At 57.2% G+C, this 22835-nt stretch carries 22 protein-coding genes and 1 pseudogene; 8 read left to right on the top strand and 15 right to left on the bottom strand.

Annotated elements, in window-relative coordinates; translation table 11 throughout:
• Nucleotides 1-17: 17 nt before the first annotated feature.
• The 4 genes and pseudogenes from JZ655_RS10175 to JZ655_RS10160 form a co-directional block, all read right to left on the bottom strand.
• A pseudogene (locus JZ655_RS10175) lies at nucleotides 18-1556 on the bottom strand (methyl-accepting chemotaxis protein).
• 186 nt (nucleotides 1557-1742) lie between these two features.
• Nucleotides 1743-2411 carry a GntR family transcriptional regulator gene (locus JZ655_RS10170; RefSeq protein ID WP_046885384.1) on the bottom strand — a complete coding sequence of 223 codons (669 nt, stop codon included), beginning with the start codon at nucleotides 2409-2411 and terminating at the stop codon, nucleotides 1743-1745.
• Nucleotides 2412-2668: 257 nt separating this feature from the next.
• Nucleotides 2669-3706: an NADP-dependent oxidoreductase gene (locus JZ655_RS10165; protein ID WP_207293738.1), complete on the bottom strand. Its 1038-nt coding sequence runs from the start codon at nucleotides 3704-3706 to the stop codon at nucleotides 2669-2671.
• 65 nt (nucleotides 3707-3771) lie between these two features.
• Complete coding sequence (locus JZ655_RS10160; protein ID WP_207293737.1) at nucleotides 3772-4347, bottom strand: helix-turn-helix domain-containing protein; 576 nt, start codon at nucleotides 4345-4347, stop codon at nucleotides 3772-3774.
• Nucleotides 4348-4497: 150 nt separating this feature from the next.
• Between JZ655_RS10160 and JZ655_RS10155 the strand changes: the two genes are divergently transcribed.
• Both JZ655_RS10155 and JZ655_RS10150 read left to right on the top strand, forming a co-directional pair.
• Complete coding sequence (locus JZ655_RS10155) at nucleotides 4498-5016, top strand: GNAT family N-acetyltransferase (protein WP_207293736.1); 519 nt, start codon at nucleotides 4498-4500, stop codon at nucleotides 5014-5016.
• Complete coding sequence (locus JZ655_RS10150; protein WP_040075577.1) at nucleotides 5013-5462, top strand: DMT family transporter; 450 nt, start codon at nucleotides 5013-5015, stop codon at nucleotides 5460-5462. The genes JZ655_RS10155 and JZ655_RS10150 overlap by 4 nt, the downstream gene beginning before the upstream one ends.
• A gap of 1 nt (nucleotide 5463) precedes the next feature.
• Here JZ655_RS10150 and JZ655_RS10145 read toward each other — a convergent pair whose 3' ends face one another.
• Nucleotides 5464-5697, bottom strand: coding sequence for a YdcY family protein (locus JZ655_RS10145; RefSeq protein ID WP_040075575.1), 234 nt, complete (start codon nucleotides 5695-5697; stop codon nucleotides 5464-5466).
• A 50-nt stretch (nucleotides 5698-5747) separates the two neighbouring features.
• A complete protein-coding gene (locus JZ655_RS10140; protein WP_207293735.1) occupies nucleotides 5748-7346 on the bottom strand; it encodes an ABC transporter substrate-binding protein in 1599 nt (532 codons plus the stop codon).
• A 281-nt stretch (nucleotides 7347-7627) separates the two neighbouring features.
• Here JZ655_RS10140 and JZ655_RS10135 point away from each other — a divergent pair, with 281 nt between their 5' ends.
• The 3 genes from JZ655_RS10135 to JZ655_RS10125 are packed head-to-tail and all read left to right on the top strand — an operon-like array spanning nucleotide 7628 to nucleotide 14131.
• Nucleotides 7628-8992 carry an SrfA family protein gene (locus JZ655_RS10135; RefSeq protein WP_207293734.1) on the top strand — a complete coding sequence of 455 codons (1365 nt, stop codon included), beginning with the start codon at nucleotides 7628-7630 and terminating at the stop codon, nucleotides 8990-8992.
• Nucleotides 8993-8996: 4 nt separating this feature from the next.
• Nucleotides 8997-11978, top strand: coding sequence for a virulence factor SrfB (locus JZ655_RS10130; RefSeq protein WP_207293733.1), 2982 nt, complete (start codon nucleotides 8997-8999; stop codon nucleotides 11976-11978).
• A complete protein-coding gene (locus tag JZ655_RS10125; protein WP_207293732.1) occupies nucleotides 11975-14131 on the top strand; it encodes a virulence factor SrfC family protein in 2157 nt (718 codons plus the stop codon). Before JZ655_RS10130 ends, JZ655_RS10125 begins: the two co-directional genes overlap by 4 nt.
• A gap of 162 nt (nucleotides 14132-14293) precedes the next feature.
• Here JZ655_RS10125 and JZ655_RS10120 read toward each other — a convergent pair whose 3' ends face one another.
• Nucleotides 14294-14467, bottom strand: a complete 174-nt coding sequence (locus JZ655_RS10120; RefSeq protein ID WP_046885377.1) for a GhoT/OrtT family toxin — start codon at nucleotides 14465-14467, stop codon at nucleotides 14294-14296.
• 163 nt (nucleotides 14468-14630) lie between these two features.
• Nucleotides 14631-14723, bottom strand: coding sequence for a hypothetical protein (locus JZ655_RS21625; protein WP_411815355.1), 93 nt, complete (start codon nucleotides 14721-14723; stop codon nucleotides 14631-14633).
• 131 nt (nucleotides 14724-14854) lie between these two features.
• Here JZ655_RS21625 and JZ655_RS10115 point away from each other — a divergent pair, with 131 nt between their 5' ends.
• Genes JZ655_RS10115 through JZ655_RS10105 form a run of 3 tightly spaced genes read left to right on the top strand, consistent with a single transcriptional unit; the run spans nucleotide 14855 to nucleotide 15749 of the window.
• Nucleotides 14855-15181: a TehB-like domain-containing protein gene (locus JZ655_RS10115; RefSeq protein ID WP_207293731.1), complete on the top strand. Its 327-nt coding sequence runs from the start codon at nucleotides 14855-14857 to the stop codon at nucleotides 15179-15181.
• Nucleotides 15182-15209: 28 nt separating this feature from the next.
• On the top strand, nucleotides 15210-15563 hold the full coding sequence (locus tag JZ655_RS10110) for a TehB family protein (RefSeq protein WP_207293730.1): 354 nt from the start codon (nucleotides 15210-15212) through the stop codon (nucleotides 15561-15563).
• A gap of 3 nt (nucleotides 15564-15566) precedes the next feature.
• Nucleotides 15567-15749, top strand: a complete 183-nt coding sequence (locus JZ655_RS10105; RefSeq protein WP_040075565.1) for a DUF1869 domain-containing protein — start codon at nucleotides 15567-15569, stop codon at nucleotides 15747-15749.
• 37 nt (nucleotides 15750-15786) lie between these two features.
• On the opposite strand, the gene JZ655_RS21540 is transcribed toward JZ655_RS10105, so the two are convergent.
• The 7 genes from JZ655_RS21540 to ydcS all read right to left on the bottom strand — a co-directional run bounded on the left by JZ655_RS21540 (nucleotide 15787) and on the right by ydcS (nucleotide 22761).
• Nucleotides 15787-16518 carry a flagellin gene (locus JZ655_RS21540; RefSeq protein WP_342592110.1) on the bottom strand — a complete coding sequence of 244 codons (732 nt, stop codon included), beginning with the start codon at nucleotides 16516-16518 and terminating at the stop codon, nucleotides 15787-15789.
• Nucleotides 16519-16881: 363 nt separating this feature from the next.
• Nucleotides 16882-17229, bottom strand: coding sequence for a flagellin N-terminal helical domain-containing protein (locus tag JZ655_RS21535; RefSeq protein WP_342592108.1), 348 nt, complete (start codon nucleotides 17227-17229; stop codon nucleotides 16882-16884).
• Between the two features lie 165 nt (nucleotides 17230-17394).
• A complete protein-coding gene (gene patD, locus JZ655_RS10095; protein ID WP_207293729.1) occupies nucleotides 17395-18819 on the bottom strand; it encodes an aminobutyraldehyde dehydrogenase in 1425 nt (474 codons plus the stop codon).
• Nucleotides 18820-18842: 23 nt separating this feature from the next.
• On the bottom strand, nucleotides 18843-19649 hold the full coding sequence (locus tag JZ655_RS10090; protein ID WP_207293728.1) for an ABC transporter permease: 807 nt from the start codon (nucleotides 19647-19649) through the stop codon (nucleotides 18843-18845).
• Nucleotides 19639-20577 (bottom strand): ABC transporter permease, encoded by a 939-nt coding sequence (locus JZ655_RS10085; RefSeq protein WP_207293830.1) that lies wholly within the window; start codon nucleotides 20575-20577, stop codon nucleotides 19639-19641. The genes JZ655_RS10090 and JZ655_RS10085 overlap by 11 nt, the downstream gene beginning before the upstream one ends.
• 7 nt (nucleotides 20578-20584) lie before the next feature.
• The gene (locus JZ655_RS10080) at nucleotides 20585-21598 is read right to left on the bottom strand and encodes an ABC transporter ATP-binding protein (protein WP_207293727.1); all 1014 of its coding nucleotides are present in this window, start codon (nucleotides 21596-21598) and stop codon (nucleotides 20585-20587) included.
• Nucleotides 21599-21615: 17 nt separating this feature from the next.
• Nucleotides 21616-22761, bottom strand: a complete 1146-nt coding sequence (gene ydcS, locus JZ655_RS10075) for a putative ABC transporter substrate-binding protein YdcS (RefSeq protein ID WP_040075558.1) — start codon at nucleotides 22759-22761, stop codon at nucleotides 21616-21618.
• Nucleotides 22762-22835 lie beyond the last annotated feature (74 nt).

The following is a 22835-nucleotide window of genomic DNA, read 5'->3' as shown; positions in this document are numbered from 1 at the left end:
CGCTGCCGGTGCTCTTTTTAAGCCAGCTGCGCCTTCTGATCCAGGCGGAACGCGGCGACCAGCGTCTCCAGCAGACGCGCCTGATCTTCCAGCGCCTCTGCCGCCGTTGACGAGGCGCCCACCAGCGAGGCGTTTTGCTGGGTTGTGGTATCCAGCTCCATCACCGCACGCGAAATCTGCTCAATGCCGCGGCTCTGCTCTTCCGATGCCGAGGAGATCTCTCCCATAATGTCATTCACCCGGGTGACCGAGTTCACCACCTGCTCCATGGTCTGCCCGGCTTTCGCCACCAGGTTGCTACCGGTGGTAATGCGCGAGACCGATTCGCTGATCAACAGTTCAATATCCTTCGCCGCCTGCGAGCTACGCTGCGAAAGGCTGCGCACTTCGCTCGCCACAACGGCAAAGCCGCGCCCTTGCTCACCCGCGCGGGCGGCCTCGACGGCGGCGTTCAGCGCCAGGATATTGGTCTGGAAGGCGATACTGTTAATCACCGCGGTGATATCGGCAATTTTCTGCGAACTGGTATTGATGTCGCTCATGGTACTGACCACATCCTGCATCACGCGTCCGCCCTAGGTAGCGGTTTGCGAGGCTTCTGCCGCCAGCTGACTGGCGTGACGGGCGTTGTCGGCGTTGTTTTTTACCGTGGCGGTGAGCTCTTCCATACTGGCGGCGGTCTCGACGACGGCAGCTGCCTGCTGCTCGGTACGGGAAGAGAGATCGGTGTTGCCCTCGGCGATTTCGGAAGCCGCCAGCGACACCTGCGCCACGCTGCTGCGTACTTCGCCAATCATGGCGCGCAGTTTCTCGTTCATCCGGCCCATCGCTCCGGTCAGTTTACCCAGCTCATCTTCACCCTGCGGATGGATTTCGGAGCTGAGGTCGCCGCTGGCAATCCGTTCCGCCAGCTGCAGGTTGTGTTTCACCGGATGGGTGATCTGGCGGGTAACCCACCAGGAGACGATGATCCCGAACAGAATCGCCACCACGCCAACAATGGCGGTGATGGTACTGGAGCTGTAAGCCAACGCATCGTTATGCTTTTTCACGAGGGCGATAATGGCGCGCAGAGAGGCGCTACTGTCATCCCCTGCGGATTTGACGTTATCTTCTGCCGCTTTCAGCGCGGCAACGGCTGCCGGGTCGTTCTTGTTAGCGGTATACGCCGTCATGGCGGTCTGCATTTCGCTTACGCTACGGCCAAAACGGGCCAGGTGCCCCGCCACATCATCGACAATCGCCTTCTCTTGCGTGGTCCACTCCAGCTGCTGCGCTTCGGTGGTTAATTCAGCGGCGTGTTTGACATAATTTGCCATCAGCTGACCCGACTTCTCGTCAGCGGTATAGAGGAATTTGAGACGGTTAATCTTGGCCTGGAAAACCTCGATGTTGATGTTGTAGATCAGATTGGTTTGCTGGTAGACATCGCGGATCTCTTTAAAGCGCAATACGCTCATCAGTGTTGATACCGCCACTAACAGCAGCACCAGACCAAAACCTGCGGCGAGCTTTTTGCTCATTTTTATATTACGTAATCGTTGACTGACACTCATTCCTGGCTCCTTAAAAGGCAACTGTGCCTTTTAAGGTTATCGGCAGGACAATTGGTTATTTCAGCGTCAGTCTGGTCTTATCAGTCGAGAAATGAAATAACGTTTCCGGCAGCACAAAGTCTGCCGGAAATTATTGACAGCGCAAGATCGAGCGATATTACCGCCGAGCCCGGTTTAAAAAATGACTTAGCTTAAATATTGCAGAATCAATATGTCGTTCGCTTCATCTATTACTTTATCGATGGCGGTCCGACAGCCCTCGACATCGCCTTTTTCTAGCGCACGGAGCAGTGCATCATAACGATACGTAGACGACGGGAGATCGATATTCTCGTCATAGAGGCAATTAAAACAGGGGCCAATGCGTACCCATAGCTGCTCGATAAGCGACATCAGCGTAGGCATACCGGCATAGTGATACAGCGTAAAGCGAAAGGCCCGGTTGGCATGCAGCGCTCGCTCAACTTCACCGTTGTGCATCGCTTCATGGAATTTCTCTGACAGGTTTCGCAACGTCGTCAGTTTCTCGGCGGACATTTGCAAACAGGCCTCTTCAGCGGCCATGCCCTCCAGCGTCTTACGAATGGCGTTAACTTCTCTATAACGCTCGAGTGACACTTCCGGCACCAGAAACGCTTGCGCCGGGGTCGCGTGCAGTGCACCTGCGGAGACCAACCGCAGCAACGCTTCACGCACAGGAGTAATACTGGTACCTAATTTATCCGCAATCTCTTTGGTGACGAGCCGGGCGCCTGGTTTCAGCGCGCCTGCAATCAGGGCGCTTTTAAGACTCATTTCAACCTGCATCGTCAGGCTCATTCGTTGAGCTTTTTCTAAGTTGTCCAAATCCAGCATGTTCTATTCCTGTAACTAACACTTACCTTTGTTAGCCGCAGCGGCGGGAAATTCGCCACTGCGGGTATGATATGTCCTGTATCTGCATGCCTGGTTCGTGCTAAGAGAAACAATAAATAACAGCAAACCTGCCTAAGTGATTGAATTAACTCAATCCACAGGGACGACTGGAGTAATCTTTGCTTGTATAATTAAAGACGTTATTTGGAAATTTGCACAACTTAATATGGCGGAATAATCCGCCATATCCGCAAAAGTTAGTTATCTTTCGCCACGCGTATAACTACTTTGCCGAAGTTCTTCCCTTCCAGCAAACCGATGAACGCCTGCGGGGCATTTACCAGGTCGTCCGTTACCTGCTCGCGGTAGTGGATTTTACCTTCGTTCACCCAGCGCCCCATCTCCTGCTGAAACTCGTCGATGCGATCGCCATAGTCCTGAGCGATGATAAAACCCTGCATGCGAATGCGTTTTTTCAGGATGGTGCCCATCAGCAGTCCCAGACGATCGGGTCCGGGCGGCAAATCGGTGGCGTTATAGCCGCTAACCAGACCACAGACCGGAACGCGGGCCGAGGTATTCAGCAGCGGCAGTACCGCATCAAACACCTTGCCACCGACGTTCTCATAATAGATATCGATACCCTCTGGACAGGCTTGTTTCAACTGCTGCGCAAAGTCGTCTGCGTGGTGATCGATACAGCGGTCAAAGCCCAGAACCTCGACGGCATGGCGACATTTTTCCGCTCCTCCGGCAATCCCGACCACATGACAGCCTTTAATTTTACCAATCTGCCCGACGGTGGCACCCACCGGCCCGGTAGCCGCAGCCACCACCAGGGTTTCGCCTGATTTCGGCTGGCCAATATCCAGCAGACCCATGTAGGCGGTAAAGCCCGGCATTCCCAGGATACCCAGCGCCCAGGAAGGGTGCTGCGGGTTGCTGCCCAGTTTCACCAGGCCTGTACCGTCCGACAACGCATAATCTTGCCAGCCGCTGTAGCTCAGCACCCACTCGCCGACGGGATAGTCAGGGTGTTGGGATTGTTCAACGCGGCTGACCGTGCCACCCACCATGACCGCCCCGATCTCAACCGGTGGTGAATAGGAGGGGGCATCGCTCATACGCCCGCGCATATAGGGATCTAACGAGAGATAAACGGTGCGCAGTAAGAGCTGGCCCTCTTCAGGCTGAGGGACCGAGGTTTTTTCCAGACGAAAGTTCTCTACGGTGGGTGCGCCATGGGGACGGGAGGCCAGAACCCATTGACGATTCTGTGTTGAAGACAGACTCATACATCACTCCTGTTTATGCAAATGTCTTTAAAGACTAGCGTTAACCTCCCAGGTTCGCCTGGCCATTATGCGCCGGATTGATTAAGCCGAACGATCAGGTAAACGCAGGGAGCGTCGCTTTCGTTGATGAACCGGCAGTCATTTGGCGGCCCCAGTTCGAGGCAGTCGCCGGCGTGCATCTCGTGGCGGGTATCCCCTTCCTGGAAGATGAGTTCCCCCGATTGTAACCAGATCAGCTGGCGTGCCAGCGCATACGACGACGCAGGCATCGGCACATCACTCCCGGCAGGCAGTTCTACCTGCACCAGATCGATAGGCAGGTCGGTGCGCGGCGAAACATGTCGTCGTAGATAATGCGTTTGCGGGTCCCGCCAGACGGGTTGATTTTCCAGACGCAGCAGCTTGCCCTCCTGCATCTCGGCGCGGGCTATCAGGGTGGACATGCTAATGCCAAACGCACCGCACAGACGCGCCAGCAACGTCGCCGTTGGGCTGCTCTCGGCGCGTTCGATTTTGTGGATCATCGCCCGCGATACGCCCGCACGCTCGGCAAGCTCGCTTAACGACCATCCCCGGGACTCTCGCTCAAGGCGAATACGCGCGCTGATGCGATGATTGATGTTGTCTGACATAGTATTCATGGCGTAATACTATAGTTTAGAAAATCTATTTCAACGCCGTTTTTGATAACAAAAAGATATGGTTTATACCGTAGCGAGAGCGGCGCCCGCTTGTGTAATATGGTGACGCACCGTACTACTATAGTGAACAACACACGCCGAGGTTTCTCCATGCTTATCCGTCACGCCTGTAAAGAAGATTGCGCCGCCATTGGCGAGATTTATAACCACGCGGTGCTGCATACCGCCGCGATCTGGAATGATACAACCGTTGATACCGACAACCGTATCGCCTGGTTTGAAGCGCGAACCTTGATGGGTTATCCGGTGCTGGTCTGTGAGCAGGAGGGTCGGGTTGTCGGTTATGCCTCCTTTGGCGACTGGCGTGCTTTCGATGGCTTCCGCCACACCGTGGAGCACTCTGTCTATATTCATCCTGAGCACCAGGGCAAAGGCATCGGTCGGGCGTTAATGAAACAGCTGATTATCGAAGCGCGGAACATTGGCAAGCATGTGATGGTCGCCGGTATCGAAGCGCAAAACCGCGGCTCTATTCATCTGCACGAAACCTTAGGCTTTATCACCACGGGCCAGATGCCGCAGGTGGGCACCAAGTTTGGCCGCTGGCTGGACCTCACCTTTATGCAGCTGCAGCTTGATGAGCGCACCGACCCGGACGCCATCGGATGAATCAGTCATTAACGCTGGTATTTCTGGTGGCGGCAGGCATTGGCCTGGTCGTGCAAAACACTCTCATGGTGCGGATCACCCAGTCCTCCAGCACCATCCTGATCGCCATGCTGCTAAATTCGCTGGTGGGCATTGTGCTGTTCGTCTCGATCTTGCTGATTAAAAATGGCGTGGCGGGGTTTAGCGAGCTGGTGCACACCCTGAAGTGGTGGACCTTAATTCCGGGACTGCTGGGGTCGTTCTTTGTCTTCGCCAGCATCAGCGGTTATCAGTATGTGGGTGCCGCCACCACCATTGCGGTGCTGGTTGCCAGTCAGTTGATCGGGGGGCTGGTGATGGATGTGGTACGCAGTCAGGGGATCCCCCTGCGGGCGCTGATTGGGCCGGTATCCGGTGCGATCATGCTGGTGATTGGCGCCTGGCTGGTGGCAAGGCGCCAGTTCTGACTCAGAGAATGGTGCCGCCTTTTGTCAGCTGCTGGTGGCGGGCCTCCATCTCTTCTTTATGCTGTTTACCATGATGGGCAATGGCAGTGCGCAGACGTTGCTGTTGGGTATAGCGATCTTCGCGGCTCAGGGCGGCGTCATCGCTGAGCGCAATCAGCAACTCATTCATATGCGTAATCACGCTCTCTTCAAGGGTGGCATCTACGCGGGCGATCACTTCCTCTAAATGTGACATTGTCACTCCTTATCGGTTCACCGGGTGGCAGCCTGCCACCCGGCACAGGCTTAGTTGAGCTTCGCTTTCGAGAAATCGCTCCCCATCAGACTGACGCTATAACCGCTCACGTTGCTGCGGGTGGCAAAGAAAGTCTTGCCATTCGCCAGCGCGATCCACGGCGCCTGCTGGTAGAAGATCTCCTGCGCCTGGCTGTAAAGCTTAGCGCGTGCAGCCGGGTCGCTGGTCAGCTTCGCTTTGTTGACCAGCTCATCATACCCCTTGTCACACCAGCGTGCAGCGTTGGAACCCGTTTTAATGCTGTCGCAGCCCAGCAGCACGTCGGCAAAGTTATCCGGGTCGCCGTTATCCGACATCCAGCCAAACAGGGCGCTGTCGTGTTCCCCTTTGCGCATGCCGGACAGGTATTCGCCCCACTCATACGAGACGATTTTTGCTTTCACGCCCACTTTCGCCCAGTCGCTCTGGATCATCTCAGCGATACGGCGAGAGTTGGGGTTATAAGGGCGTTGCACCGGCATAGACCAGAGGGTGACTTCTGCCCCCTGCTCCAGCCCGGCCTGCTTCAGCAGAGCTTTCGCTTTTTCCGGGTCGTACGGGTAATCTTTCAGATCTTTGTTAAAGCCCATCATATTCGGCGGAATCGGGGATTTTGCCACCGTACCCGAGCCCATAAAGACGGCATTGATAATCGCTTTTTTATCGGTAGCGTAGTTCAGCGCCTGTCGCACCAGCACGTTATCAAACGGCTTTTTCTCGGTATTAAATGCCAAATAACCGACATTCAGCGCATCGACCGTATGCAGGGTCAGATCTTTATTCTTTTTAATGACGTCGAACTGCACCGGCGACGGCGCAGGAATGATCTGGCATTCGTTCGTTTGCAGCTTCGCCAGACGGGTCTCCACGTTGGGGGTGATGGAGAAGATCAGGTGCTTAGTCGGAACCGCCCCATCCCAGTAGTTCGGGTTGGCAATATAGCGAATCAGGGAGTCGACTTTATACTGCTGCAGGACGTATGGCCCGGTGCCAATTGGCCAGTTGTCTACGTTTTCCGGCGTCCCTTTTTTCAGCATTGCGTCGCCATACTCAGCCGAGAGAATAGAGGCGAAATCCATCCCCCAGTCGGCCAGGAAGGCGGCATTCGGCTCACTCAGTACAAACTGCACGTGATAATCATCAATCTTCTTCACGTCCTGAATCAGCTTATCCAGCCCGACATCATTAAAGTATTCGTAGTTGTCCTGGGAGACGTTGTGATACGGGTGCTTAGGGTCTTTCTGACGCATAACCGAGAAAATAACGTCATCGGCATTAAAGTCGCGGGTAGGTTTAAAGAATTTATTACTGTTGAACTTCACCCCTTTACGCAGCGTAAAGGTATAGGTTTTACCATCCGGCGAAATAGTCCAGGACTCCGCCAGCGACGGAACCGGGGTGTTTTTCACCGGATCGAAGTTGATAAGGCGGTTATAGAGCACCTGCGAACTGGCCACAAAAGTGGGGCCTGAGCTGGCGATTTGCGGGTTGAAAGACTCCGGGGAGGCTTCTGAACAGTAAATAATCGTATCGTTATTCGCGGCCCATGCCGCGCTTGCCGGTAACAGCGCGCTGAATGCCAGCGCGAGGAGCGTTTTCCCTGTAGACATCGTTATTACCCTTTGCGGATTTATTATGAAGAACCGTAATAACAGCACAGCACATTCGTACTGGCAAATAACGAAACACTATCAGGATATTCTAAAGGCCCTATTTTTGCTGGTTTTCTCACCGCTGCTCCAGGGAGATTTGCCTTAAGTGCCATTCATCGTCAAGCACTTTTCGTCCGCGCAATGCGGTAAGAAATCGCCCCTTTTGTTGTCTCTTCTGCCGTTTAGTTGCCAACGGATTCCGTAAAGTACAAGGGTGAAGAAGTCTATGGGATCAAATCGTGGCAAAAACACTTTTACGTAGCGGTAATCTGGATGATTTTCAGGCCGTTGGCGGCGGCGGTCAGGCCGTTTTCGAATCTGCATTGCAAATCCGCGAGGCGCTGCGCCTGCGCAAACAGCAGTCCATCGTCGACTGCCTGGCGATTCCGCAAGTCAACGACGAGGGTGACAGGGTTGACTGGTATGCCCCTGTTGAGGGTAGCGTCAGTAGCTGGAAGGCCGCCGATGAAGATGCCCGTTATCGCGCCCTGCGCCTGCTGGAAAGCACACTCTCCAGCGTCGAGTCCCTGAGCAAAAAATCGCTGCAGTCCCCTAAAACCGCTCAACAGCTGTTTGGCTCCCTACTGTCCAAAGCCTTCCAGTTCCCCGGCGAAAACTTTTTATTCCTGGTGGATGGCAAACCGGTCATCACTTTCTGGGGTTTTGTTAATCTTAACGAAAACGCCAGGGACGATGTGCTCGAGTGCCTGCGCGAATCCCTGCGCCCGGTGGAGATCCCCGCCCCGGTAGAAGAGCCCGAGCCGGAACCGGTGCAGGAGATCATCTTCGAAAAAGCCGATGAACCGCTGATTTCAGCCCCGGCCACAATTCAGATCACCGCAGACGATCTCTACACCGCCCAACCCGCCCCGCAGGTGTTAGTTAAAGAGCCTGAACCCGAGCCCGAAGCGCCGCTTGCCACGCCTGTAGTGATGAAAAAACGCCGCTTCCCGCTGTGGCCATTGCCGGTGGCCGCGCTGGTCGTCGTAGCCGTGGCTGCGCCAATCTTGTGGTCTACCCATAGCGCCCCGGTAGAGACCGCTGAGGCCCAGCCTGCCCCCGCCCCTGTTGCGGCCGTAGAGATTGCACCTAAACCCGTCGCGGCGGTGAAGTCCCTGCCCTTAACGCTGCCTCTGCACCAGGCGGAAGTGGTGGCCGCGCAGGTAAAAGCGCCAGAGCCTGCCGCCCCAACCGAGCCGGTAGTGATTGCCGCTATCCCGAAAGAGGCGCTGGTGATGGAGGCCGGTCAGGTGAAAGCAGGCTCAACCCGCTTCCTTAACGGTAGCTGGCGCGTCATGCTGGATGTGAAAGATCCTATCACCGGTAAACCGCCCTCACTGCGCTACCAAATCCAGAACAATAAAGGCACCGCGCGCGTGGTGCATGGCGATAATATCGTCTGCCGTACGGAGGTCTTCTCCGGGCTGCACAGCAACGGTGAGCTGATGATTAAAACGCGCGGCAATGCCCGCTGCACTGACGGCTCTCGCTATCCGATGCCGGAGATCGCCTGCAAAGCCGGGGTGAACGATGTGGCGGAATGTACCGCCCGTTACGACGCCAAGACCGTGGTTCCGTTGACATTCAGAAAAGCAGGTGCGTGATCCCATGCTGGTAACTCTTTGCGACTATAAACAGAGCGTCACGCTTATCGCCAACAGTGGCGTACAGTTTCTTGATTTTGGCCTGACGCCGCAGGACAGTGCCCAGAGCGGACGTTTTGTGCGTAAAACCGCCAACGGCCCCTTGCTGCGTCTCAATTTTGACGTGATTAACAACCGCTACACGCTGCCCGCCAGCGGTGGTGGCCAGCCGGAAGTGGTTAAACCCGAAAGCACCCTTTCGCTGCAGCACTCCCTGACGGTGCTGGATGGCGTCTGGCTGCCGGTGCCCTTCCTGCGCTTCAACCCGCCGCGTACCTTCGTAGAAGGCCCGGATAACTGGGCGCGAGTGCAGGTGCGTAAGCTGGAAGCGCCGGATAGCGCTGGCCATACCCACCGGGTGACGCTGGCTCTGGATAGCCAGATAGCGCCGCATGCTACCTCCCGACTCTCGCCGGTGGAAAACGATATCCTGAACGGGACCCGTTTCTCCCTCGCCTGGCGTGATGACGAAGTGGCGGATTTCCTCGACCAGACCTGGATTGACGGCTGGCTGCGAGAAGCCTTTACCCAGTACGCTTCCGGCGTGGAGAACCGTGCCGACCGCGATCTGCAGTTGGCGATGCGTAATTTTGAGTACCAGGCTCACTGGCTCAACGTGCTGGCCATGCTCGGTGAACAGCTCACCATACCGGAAGTGAAATTTGTCACCCATACCCTCAGCACTCCGGCTATCCCGGTGGTTCTGATTCTGGATGTGGGGAACACCCATACCTGCGGCGTGATCATTGAAGATCATGGCGACGCCAACGATGGCCTGCGCCAGACGGCAGAGCTCCAGGTGCGCTCCCTGAGCGAACCCCAGTTCCTGAATGAGCCGCTGTTTACCAGCCGTCTCGAGTTTTCTGAAGCCCGCTTCGGCAAGCAGCACTTCTCGGTAGAGAGTGGACGCGAAGACGCGTTCGTCTGGCCGTCGATTGTGCGCGTGGGCGATGAAGCCCGTAAACTGGCGACCCAGCGTCTGGGAACCGAAGGCAACAGCGGGATTTCAAGCCCGCGCCGCTATCTGTGGGACGAGACCCCGGTGGTGCAGGACTGGCGTTTTAGTCAGATGAATGCCAAAACCCAGCGCGAACCGCTGGCGACAGCTTTCCCGCTGATGAACCTGATGAATGACGACGGAGAGCCGCTGTTTACCCTGCCGCAGGACGAGCGCTTGCCGGTCTTCTCGCCGCAGTACAGCCGCAGCACCCTGATGACCCACATGCTGTGCGAACTGCTGGCACAGGCGCTGGGGCAGATCAATAGCGTCGCCACCCGTCTGCGTCTGGGCTTCCCGGCCTCCCCGCGTCAGCTGCGCACCCTGATCCTTACCCTGCCGTCGGCAATGCCCAAACAGGAGCGTGAGATCTTCCGTCGCCGCATGTTTGAAGCTATCGCCATTGTCTGGAAGGCGATGGGCTGGCATCCGCAGGATGAAGATTTCGCCAGCCGCAAGCAGCAGGAAAAGAGCGTGGTACCGGTGCCGGAAATCCAGATGGAGTGGGACGAGGCGAGCTGCGGTCAGCTGGTGTGGCTCTATAACGAAGCCATCTCGCATTACGCTGGCCAGACCGAAACCTTCTTTGCCTCCGTTGCACGTCCTGACCGCGAGCCGGAGCCTGGCTGTGCGCCAGGGCGGGCGCTGCGGGTAGCCTCTATCGATATTGGCGGTGGCACCACCGACATGGCCATCACCCATTATCAGCTGGATGACGGTTCTGGTAGCAATGTCAAAATCACCCCGCAACTGCTCTTCCGCGAAGGCTTTAAGGTGGCCGGTGATGACACCCTGCTGGATGTGATCCAGCGCTATGTACTGCCGGCCCTACAGACAGAGCTGCAAAAAGCAGGCATTGCCGACGCCTCCCTGCTGATGGCCTCGCTGTTTGGCGACTCCGGGCGTATTGATACCCAGGCAGTGCTGCGCCAGCAGACGGCCCTGCAGCTCTTTATGCCGATCGGTCATGCCATTCTTGGGGCCTGGGAAGCCAGTGATATCGACGACCCGCTGGACGGACTGCATGCCACCTTTGGCGATCTGCTGAGCCGCAAACCGACGCGCAACGTCATGAACTACCTTCAGCAGGCTATCGATCATGCGCTGCCGGCTGGCTCAGCGCCGTTTGACCTCTTCGCGGTGCCGCTGCATGTTAACTTCCGCGAAATGCAGGAGGCGATGCTGGCGGGCCATTTCACCCTCGCCGCCCCGCTGCATGCGGTATCTGAGGCGATCTCCCATTACGCCTGCGATATTTTGCTGATTACCGGCCGTCCGGGTTGCCTGCCGGGCGTCCAGGCGCTGATCCGCCACCTGCAGCCTGTTCCCGTTAGTCGTATGGTGTGGCTGGATAAGTACCGCGTCCACGAATGGTATCCCTTCAGTCAGCAAGGGCGCATCGGCAATCCGAAATCCACCGCCGCCGTCGGCGCCATGCTCTGTAGCCTGGCGCTGGATCTGCGTCTGCCGCGCTTCAACTTCAAAGCGGCAGATATCGGCGCTTACTCGACCGTGCGCTATCTCGGCGTGCTGGATAACACCGTGAATACCCTGCGCGACGAGAACGTCTGGTATCAGGATATCGACCTCGATAAGCCCGGTGCGAAACTGGACACCCGGCTGCACTTCCCGCTGCGCGGCAACGTCACGCTCGGCTTCCGCCAGTTGGCAAACGCCCGCTGGCCTGCGACGCCGCTCTATACCCTGAGCATCAACTCCGCCGACCTGGCGAAGTCCATCGCGGGCGACGGAGTGCTGAACGTGCGCCTGCAACTGCGCGGCGGCAGCCGACATGAAGGGCCGGAGGCCTTTGAGCTTAGCGATGCCTGGCTCCAGGACGGTACGCCGGTACCGCCCGACGCCCTCACCTTTAAATTGAACACCCTGGCCGATCGCCGTCATAGCGGTAGCCACTACTGGATCGACAGCGGGAGCGTATACCTGAAATGAGTGCATCCATTACTAAGGCAGTCATCGACTGGATTAATCAGACCCGCCAGCACGCTCCGATACTGGATAACGACGCCGACGCCCTGCTGGCGCGGCTGGCCGCAGCAGAAGCCCAGGAGAGCGCCATCGAACGTGCGCTGCATGCAGGCAGCACCATCGGGCTGTATGGCCACGCTCAGGCTGCGAAAGCGCATCTGCTGGCCTCCCTGTGCGGCAGCGGCAACGGACGTATGAACGTGACCGTGGGCGCACGGACTTTCGACTACTTCACCCATATCAACCCCGGTCATGCCCTGACCAATATGGCGATCCGTTTTACGCCGACCGCCGAAGCGCCTGCCGACGACGCCTTCCCGCTGCGTCTGAGCCTGATTACCGAGGCCGAACTGGTGCAGCTCTTTATCACCCGTGCAACCGTGCCGGCGGTGGATAAAGCGGTGATTGAGGCGCGTCTGGAAAAATGGCGCGCCCTGCGACAACCTCAGGCGGTGCCGGGGATCTCCGCCGCCGATGTGGGATCCATTTCCCGCTACTGGCGTGACACCGTGCCTGCCGCAGTACAGCAAATGGACGACGCCCTCTGGCATCAGTTCGCGCTGCTACTGCCTTCGCTGGATCTCAGTACCCGCGCCAGCGTCTGGTCGCTGCTGTGGGGAGAACAGCAGGAGCTAACCCAGGCCTGGCTGGCGCTGGCGCATATTCTGCATCAGACCAGCCATGCTCCGGAGCTGGCAGCACCGGTAAGCCTGCTGGTCGATAATTTTGGTCTTCCGACCGAAGGTTTTCTCACTCAGGGCGATCTTGCCCAGCCGGATGTTCAACAGGCGGTACTGCACCCCGTGCAGAACGGCGAACTGATGAACGCCATCAGTATCCCTCTGGACGTGCTGGCCCTGCTTACCCGCGAAGTGGTGCTTTCGGTGGAGAGCAGCGCGCTGGATGGCGTAGCGATGATTGATATTCCCGCCCCCGCGGCGCAGAGCGAAGCACCGCTGGCGCAGGCTAAGCGTCAGTGGCTGCTGGAGCACTACCGCCAGCAGTTGCAACCGGATGTGCTGGTGATCTGTAACGCCACTCTCCAGCACAGCCAGACCGCCAGCACCGCCCGCGCGCTGCTGAACTGGGTTCAGGATACCCAACCCGGCGAAGAGGCCGCGCTGCCAGGGCTGGTATGGGCGATTACGCCGCAGGATGCCCGTTTTACCACCCGCTCGAATCTCGACGAGTCGGTTCAGCAGCTGCTGGGCAAACCGGGTCAGCATTGGGGCACGCTGCAGGCACTGGACAGCAGTAGCATGCAGCGCGTCATTGAATGGTTGTCGCAAGCGACGCTTGCCGGTCAGCGTCAGGCGCGCTTACAGGCGCTGCGCGCGCGCTTGCACCGCGAACTGCGTACGATGATGCAGGGTTATTTGGCTCCGCTGACTCAGGAGCCCGCGGCACAGCGTAGCGCCGCAGAAGGGGTAGTTCGCGCCCTGCAGGGGATGGCTGGCCGTCATGGTGAGTTACTGGAGGGGCTGTTGCCGCCGCTGAAGGCCTTTGAAACACTGATGGCCGTGCAACAACCGCGTGAAGAGCAGGTCAATGGTCTCTTCACCGATGCCATTGATCTGTTTGCCGACAGCGCCCAGCAGAGCGATGAGCGCTGGGAGCCGCAAGACAAAGCCCGGCTGGCACACAGATTATGGGTTAACCATGTTCGCCAGTGGAGCCGCGACGACGGGGCCGCCCATCGTCTGGGACTGGAAGCCAGGGTGTTGCAACAGATTGCTGATGTGCTGGTCACCAGCAGCTACCGACTGAATCTGACGGGGCAACTGAAGCAGATCGTTGATACTGACAAGGGCAGCGCCGCCCAGCTGTATACCGCGCTGGGTAACTTCGTAAGCTGGGTGGGTTATGCGCAGACCCCTGCCGAAGCACGCCCGGCCAGCCGTATTCGCAAAGGGCAGCCGATTTTCGTCACGCCGACGGTGGCCAGCACCGCGCCGCGCCTGAGCCGTCTTGGGGAACAACCGGTTCATGCGGCCACGGCGTATGTTTACGACTGGCTGGTCGCGCTTTATACCCAGGCGTGCGAGAACATCGGCTACCAGCATCCACAGGATGTGACGCCAGCGGCACGCCAGCAGTTAAAAGCGATTTTGTCGTAACGCTCACGGCGGCCCGCTCACCAGCGGGTCGTCTCTTCACCCCTGCTGTCAGCCAGTGCCTTCGCCAGGACGGAGGAGATCGCTTATGACACTGCGCGTCCAGCGTGTGGATCATTCACCGTCCCGAGAGCAGAACGGCTTTTGTCGGGGCGAAACAGGGCTTTAGAAAAGCGAGATCAGTAGCGCCACCGGGAAGCTCATCGGCCAGGTTGAACCGACAAGAAAGGCGCTCAGGAAGCGGATACGCTTACGATCTTTGGAGAGGAACCAGGTGATCAGCGCGCAGATGGAGGCCATGATTGCGTAAAACACTAACATTTTTTGATACAACGTCATCGCATTCACCCGATCTGTTTAAAATAACCGCGCGCAATATGCGGTATACGTTGATACAGATCAAGTTTTTTTGTTACAAGTTATCCATGAAATTTGTGTGGTAATAACAAATGAGTATAACCCGCTACATAAAAAAGGTCGCCGAAGCGACCTTTACACGGTGTTATTTTTTCACCGGCTGTGGCTGTTTATCACCCGACTCGGGCGCATTCTGAGGATCGTCTTTTTCAACATACTGCATAAGCATCTCCTGCATTGCCATCGGAATGGGTAAGTATAGACCACCTGAGAGGTACCACTTTAAAGTTGCATTTTAAATGCACTTTATGCAAAATAACCCTTACTGAAGCGTGGTGTAATGGTCTCAGGCTTTAGAGGGAAAAAACGATGCTACCTATTCCGCAAAGTTGTATTCATACCCGTTTTACGCCGTTCTGGAACAAAGAGACTGCCCCTGCTGGCATCTTCCAGCGCCATCTTGACCAGGGCACCCGTCCCGGCGTCTATCCTCGCCTGAGCGTGATGCGGGGCACTGTGCGCTATCTCGGCTATGCTGATGCAACCACCCCCGAGCCCGACAGCATCCTGATCATTGAAGCCGGTCATTTCGGCGTCTTTTCGCCGGAGCGCTGGCATCACATTGAGGTGATGAGCGATGACACGCTGTTCAATATCGATTTCTTCGTCGAGCCCGATGTTTTGAAATCACTTTAAGCGCCCTGCCGCTGATAAGGAACTGACTATGTTACGTATTCCTGAAAACTATGTTCACACCCGTGCGACCCCGTTCTGGAACCAGACAACCGCCCCTAAAGCGCTCTTTACCCATCACAACACCAAAGCCGGCGTGTATGGTCGACTCTCCGTGATGCAGGGTGCAGTGCGTTACTTTGGTTTTGCCAATGCCGATGCCACCGAGCCGGATCTGGAGCTGGTGATTGAAGCGGGCAGTTTCGGTATCTCCCCGCCGCAGAAGTGGCATCGCATTGAATTACTGACGGACGACACCTACTTTAATATCGACTTTTTCGCTGACCCGGCAGCGACTCTCGAAGGCGCAGGACTGGGTAAAGTGGTCAATACACATAAGGAGTAAGCCATGGGCAAGGCAACGTATACCGTCACCGTGACCAACAACAGCAACGGTGTGTCGGTGGACTACGAGACAGAAGCCCCAATGGAGCTATTGATTCCGGACGTCGCCGCCGACGTGGTGAAGGATCTGGTTAACACCGTTCGCGCCTACGACAGTGAGAATGAGCATAACGTCTGCGGATGGTAATTGTTGCGCAGCGGCGCCCTCGCCGCTGCGTGAGCTTTTATTTAAGCAGGTCGAGCACGGTTTGTGGGCTCTGGTTAGCGATTTTTAGCGCCGCATTCTGCCCCTGAGAGATGATCTGCGCCCGGGCTAAACGGCTGGCTTCGACAGCGTAGTCTGCATCCTGAATACGGCTCCGGCTGGCCTGCAACGCAATACCCTGCTGTGATAATACCGACTTGTGCGATTCAAAGCTGTTGATCAGCCCGCCGTACTGGCTGCGGTAACCGCTGACTTTTTCCAGCGCCGCATCCAGGGTCGCCATACAGCTCCTGGCCCCTGCCTGGGTCGTCATTTCGCTGTTTTCCAGCTTCAGCGTTTTAAGGTCGGTCGGCGTGGGTTCGATCGTCATCTGCTGGACCTCCTCGCCAAAATTGGCGCTGGTCACCACTTCGATCGCGCGACTCTGCTTTGGCGGCACCGTCGGGGGCATGGTCGGTGTCGGCAGATTCCCCCAGGTAATGGCGCTGGTGAAAGAGCCATTACCTACCACCACCAGCAGATCTTCCGTGACGTTATCAAGCGTGATGCGCTCGACCATATTGCTGCCATTGGTACCGTCGTTGAACCCGCCGTTGGTGCTGTCTTCATAGCGGTCACCGTCGCCGCTATAGGTGATGTTCATACCGTTATAGTTGAGGGTTGCACCGGTAGGATCCCAGCTTGTCCCCCCTTCGACTAACTGGGAGCCGTCGTAGGTGGCCCCGGCGATAAAACCGTTTTCAGGCGTCATAAAGGCGTGGGTCGCCGTGGCGGCATCGCTGATGCCACGGCTGACCCAGGTGTAATCGGCATCGCCCCCTTCAAGAGGCGTCCCGACCAGATGTTTACCGTCGCGAGTAAAGAGCTGGAGATCGTCATCCTGTCCTAACGAGTTAATATTTATCGCAATCGTAGTCGAGCCGGCCGGAATATAGGCCAGGGGAATAATGCCCGAGGAAAAAGCATAACTGTTACCCTGAATCGGGAATTTTGTATTTAACGGGCTGACATCGCCGATTAATTGCGGCGGAAAAGTAGGGTTATCCGTCGCCAGGGGATATTGACCAAATATCTCTGTCGTTTCAGCAATATGCGTAATACCGGCAAGAATATGTTAGTATTCATTATTTAAACTGATGCGATCGGTTTCGGAAAGCGTATCGGTTGCTGCCTGAACCGCCAGCGTTTTGGCCCGAATCAGCATATTGCTCACTTCGCTCAATGCCCCCTCAGCGGTCTGCGCCAGGCTTATCGCATCATCCATGCCGCGCGAAATCGCGCTGTCTGCGTTTATGGATGAGAGCATACGGTTCGTAATGGACAGACCGGCCGCGTCATCTTTAGCACCGTTAATACGTAACCCTGATGAGAGTCGCTCTACCGTCTGCGCGAGTAATGATTCGTTATTTTTCCGGGATTTAAGTAAGAGCCCGGTCATTTCATTATGATTAATAGCCAGCATGATGTTGGATCGCAGAAAAGGTAATTAATGACATTATCGGCGAGGGCGCAGTTTAATTTAGGGCGCGAATTGTAAAGGCGAGACGATATATTCTTCAAAGAATATATAAAATATTCGTAATAAAGAATCGACCGCCAGAAGGATGACTCCTGGCGGCAAGGCAAATTAATGTTTAAACATGACGTGGCGCACCACGGTATAATCCTCCAGCCCGTAGACCGACATATCCTTGCCGTAGCCCGACATTTTCATTCCACCGTGCGGCATCTCACTCACCAGCATAAAGTGGGTATTGACCCAGGTGCAGCCGTATTGCAAACGTGCGCTGACGCGATGCGCCCGTCCTACGTCCTGCGTCCAGACGGACGAGGCCAGTCCGTACTGCGAGTCGTTGGCCCAGGACAGGACCTGCGCTTCGTCCTCAAACGCCGTGACGCTGACCACCGGGCCAAAGACTTCGCGCTGGACGATAGCGTCCTCCTGTTTTGCTCCCGCCAACAGCGTGGGCTGGAAATAGTAACCCTTGCCATCATGCTTGCTACCGCCGGTAATCACCTGCACATGGGCCAGCGCTTTCGCCTCCTCCACCGCGTGGCTTACGCGGTCAAGATGCGCCTGTGAACTGAGCGGCCCCAGCTCGGTTGTCTCCTCGTCCGGTGCGCCCATTTTCAGGCTGGAGACAGCGGCGCCCAGCTTTTCGACCAGCGCGGCGTAGATCCCCTGCTGAGCATAGATACGGCAGGCGGCGGTACAGTCCTGCCCGGCGTTGTAGAAGCCGAAAGTACGTACCCCTTCAACGACGGCGTCGAGATCGGCATCGTCAAACACAATGACGGGCGCTTTGCCGCCCAGTTCCATATGGGTGCGTTTTATCGACGACGCGGTATGACCAATAATATGCTCCCCGGTCGCGATGGAGCCCGTGAGCGACACCATACGTACTTTTTCGTGCCCGGTCAGGGGATCACCCACCGTTTTACCGCGCCCGAACAGTACGTTAAGGACGCCTGCCGGGAAGATGGTTTTAGCCAGTTCGCCGAGCTTCAGAGCCGTGAGCGGCGTGATTTCAGAGGGTTTGAGTACCACACAGTTGCCCGCCGCCAGCGCCGGTGCTAGCTTCCAGGCCGCCATCATCAGTGGATAGTTCCAGGGGGCGATAGACGCCACAACCCCGACCGGATCGCGGCGAATCATTGAGGTATGCCCCTCAAGATATTCGCCTGCGGCCTGCCCGTTCAGACAGCGGGCGGCACCGGCAAAGAAGCGAAACACATCGGCCACCGCCGGGATCTCATCGCTCTTGACGCAGTGCAGCGGTTTGCCGCAGTTGAGCGACTCCAGTTCGGCGAACGTTCCGGCATTCTGCTCAATGACCTCCGCCAGTTTCAGTAACGCGTCGGCGCGCGTTTTCGGCGTGGCCTGCCCCCAGAGGGCAAAGGCGGCATCGGCGGCCTGCACGGCGGCATCGATCTGCGCCGGGCTGGCTTCGGCAATTTCTACCAGCACCTCGCCGGTGGCAGGATTGTAGACCGGCTGTTTTTCCCCAGCGCCATTTACCAGTTCACCCTTGATCAACAATTGAGTTTGCATAGCATTGTCCCGTTGAATAAACGTTATTTTCCGCTACCGGCCACGCTATCGCCGTCGCGGGTGAGCCACCAGGCTCCCAGAATGGGGATGGTTGTTACCAGCATGACCAGCAGTGCCACCACGTTAGTCACCGGCACGTCGCGCGGGCGACCCAGCTGATTTAACAACCACAGCGGTAACGTCCGTTCGTGTCCTGCGGTAAAGGTGGTGACGATGATCTCATCGAATGAGAGAGCAAAGGCCAGCATTCCGCCGGCCAGCAGCGCCGTGCCGAGGTTGGGCAGCACGACATAGCGGAAGGTTTGCCACCCGTTGGCCCCTAAATCCATCGAGGCCTCGACCAGGCTCCATGAAGTCCGCCTGAAGCGGGCAATTACATTATTGAACACCACCACCACGCAGAAGGTGGCGTGGCCGACCACAATGGTGAAGAAACCCGGTTCAAGATTGACGGTTTTAAAGGCGGTGAGCAGTGCCAGGCCGGTGATGATTCCCGGCAGTGCAATGGGAAGGAGCAGCAACAGTGAGATCGCATTTTTGCCAAAGAAGTCACTGCGCCATAGCGCCGCGGCCGCCAGCGTACCCAGCACCAGCGCAATCACGGTGGAGAGCGCGGTAATTTTAAGTGACAACGTCACGGAGTCAATGATATCGCCCCGCGCTGCCGCGACGCTAAACCACTTCAACGTTAGCCCCTGCGGTGGAAAACTGAACGCGGCATCCTCGGTATTAAACGCATAGATAGCAATGATTAATAGCGGGAAGTGAAGGAAGATCACCCCGCCCCAGGTAGCAATTTTGAGAAACAGCGGTGCGCTTTCAGAGTGCATCAAAGGCTCCCAGGCGTTTCACGAACGCCAGGTAGACCGCGATCAGAATGATGGGCACCAGCGTAAACGCGGCTGCCATCGGCATGTTGCCAATCGCCCCCTGCTGGGAGTAAACCATCTGACCAATAAAATAGCCCGGTGGCCCCACTAGCTGCGGCACGATAAAGTCGCCCAGCGTCAATGAAAAGGTGAAGATAGACCCGGCAGCAATACCCGGGATCGCCAGCGGCAACACGATATAACGGAAGGTCTGACGCGGGCGGGCCCCGAGATCGCCGGAGGCCTGAAGCAGCGAGGCTGGCAGACGCTCCAGCGCGGCCTGCACCGGCAGGATCATAAAGGGCAACCAGATGTAGACGAAGACCAGGAAACGCCCCAGCCCGGAGGTGGACAGCGTATTGCCGCCAATGGCGGGTAACGTCAGCAGTGAGGTGAGCAGCGGCTCAAGCCCCATATGGCCCAGAAACCATTGCGCCACGCCATCTTTGGCCAGCAACAGCGTCCAGGCGTAGGCTTTGACAATGTAGCTGGCCCACATCGGCAGCATTACCGCAATATAGAAAAACGCTTTCCATTTGCCGCGGGTATAGCGTGCCATATACCACGCCATCGGAAACGCCAGCACCGCGCTGGCGAGCGTTACCGCCACTGCCATCACCAGCGTGCGGATGATGATGTCGTAGTTCGCCGGGTTAAAGAGCGCGTAAAGATTCGCCAGGGTCAAATCCGGCGTTACCGACATGGTGAAATCGTCGAAGGTATAGAACCCCTGCCACAACAGGGTGAGCAGCGACCCTAAATAGACAATGCCAAACCACATCAGCGGCCCTAACAACAGCAGGAAAAGTCCCAGCGATGGCCTGCGCCAGAACAGGCCGGAGAGCCGATTGACCATCCCCTGCGATGCGATGCCCGGTGAGGTACCCATCGCCATCTCATCCCTCCCCATGGAGCGGCACCATCGCCGACCGCGCCCATGAGGCGGTGACCGGCTGGCCAATCTCCAGCCCGGCGGGTAAGTACGCATCGCTGAGATTGGCCTGGCTCACCAGCAATTTTGCGCCATCGGCCAGCCGCAGCTCAAAGCGGGTCGCGGCCCCCTGATACTGTACCGCCTGCACCACCCCCTGCACCTGGACTTCACCGCCCACGTTCAGGCGGATATGCTCCGGGCGCAGAGCGAAGAGGCCCGGCATGCCACAGACCCGCTGGGCTTGCTCGTCATTAAACAGGTTCGAAGTGCCAACAAACCCGGCGACAAAAGGCGTGCGTGGGCGCATATAGAGCGCCTGCGGTGTGTCAATTTGCTCGATGCGGCCGTTATTAAATACTGCGACCCGGTCCGACATCGAGAGCGCTTCGCCCTGATCGTGGGTCACGAAGATAAAGGTTATCCCCAGCTCTTGCTGGAGCTTTTTAAGTTCGAACTGCATCTGCTCGCGCAGTTTTAGATCCAGCGCACCCAGCGGCTCGTCCAGCAGCAATACCCGGGGCTGATTGACCAGCGCGCGGGCAATCGCCACTCGCTGACGCTGGCCGCCCGAAAGCTGAGAAGGTTTCCGGGCCACGGCGAAGCCCAGACTGACCTTTTCCAGCGCCTCATGCGCCCGGGCATGACGCGTTTTTTTGTCGATGCCCTTTACCATCAGCCCGTAGGCGACGTTATCGAGAATCGACATATGGGGAAAGAGCGCATAGTCCTGAAAGACGGTATTCACATCCCGCTCCCAGGGAGGGAGTTCGCTGGCCTCTTTACCGAACAGGGTAATGGCCCCACCGCTCAGCTGTTCAAACCCGGCAATCAGGCGCAGACAGGTGGTTTTGCCGGAGCCCGAAGGCCCCAGCATGGAGAAGAACTCCCCGTCACGGATCCCCATGGTGACGCGATCCACCGCGCACACCTCACCATAGCGTCGGGAGACGTCGTTAAACTCTACCGCGTACGTCATCTTCTGCTCCCGGGCGATTAACGGCCGCCCATAATGGCGATGTAATCCTGCGTCCAGCGGCTGTAAGGGACGAACTTGCCGCCCTGGGCTATCGGGGTTTTCCAGAACATGATTTTGTCGAAGTAGGTGTAGCCGTTGGTCTCACACCCTTTTTCACCCAGCAAGGTGCTGGCTTTGCAGCCCTCCGCCACCACCGGCAGCGAACCGAACCATGCGGCCAGATCGCCCTGCACTTTTGGCGTGAGCGACCAGTTCATCCACTTATAGGCGCACACTGGATGTTTGGCATCGCTATGCAGCATGGTGGTATCCGCCCAGCCGGTCACCCCCTCCTTCGGAAAGACGGTAGCGACGGGCTGGTTGTCGGCTTTCAGGGCGTTAGCCTGATACGGCCAGGCGCTGGAGGCCACCACCCCTTCGTTTTTGAAATCACTCATCTGCACGGTGGTATCGTGCCAGTAACGGTGGATCAGGGCGTGCTGGTCGCGAAGCACTTTCAGCACGGCGGCATACTGTGCTTCGGTGAGTTGATACGGGTCGGTAATACCGAGATCGGGCTGAGTGGCTTTGACGAACAGTGCCGCATCGGCGATGTAAATCGGGCCGTCATAGGCCTGCACGCGCCCCTGATTGGTTTTGCCGTCGGGTAGATTTTGCTTAACGAAGATCACGCTCCAGCTATCGGGCGGCGTCGGGAAGGTTTTGGTGTTATACATCAGCAGGTTTGGTCCCCACTGATACGGGGTGCCGTAGACTTTACCGCCGACGTTAAACCACTCCCCCTTCACCATACGCGGATCGACGGTTTTCCAGTTGGGGATTAAATCAGGGTTTATTGGCTGCACGCGCTTACCCATGATTAAGCGCAGGGAGGCGTCGCCGGAGGCGGTGACCAGGTCATAGCCGCCCTTCGCCATCAGGCTGACCATCTCATCCGAGGTGGCGGCAGTCTTCACGTTGACTTTACAGCCCGTCTCCTGTTCAAACGGCGTAACCCAGTCGTAGGCTTTATCGGTCTGGCCGCGCTCGATATAGCCAGGCCAGGCAATAATATCCAGCCGCCCTTCGCCTTTTCCGATCTCTTTGGGTGGCTCGGCCGCTTGTGCAGTCAGAATCGTCATGCCGAGCGCACACAGGCTGCTACGGGCAAATTTTTTGCTCATACACGTTACTCCTGTCGCAATGCAATCTGGCGGCGGCCGTGCCGTTTAAAATATCTCCTGTATTAAACGTAGAC

It is taken from the genome of Leclercia pneumoniae (genome assembly GCF_017348915.1).
In the GTDB taxonomy this organism is placed as follows: Bacteria; Pseudomonadota; Gammaproteobacteria; order Enterobacterales; family Enterobacteriaceae; genus Enterobacter; species Enterobacter pneumoniae.
The sequence above is the reverse complement of the archived record's forward strand: the minus strand, read 5'-3'. Positions and strand labels throughout refer to the sequence as shown.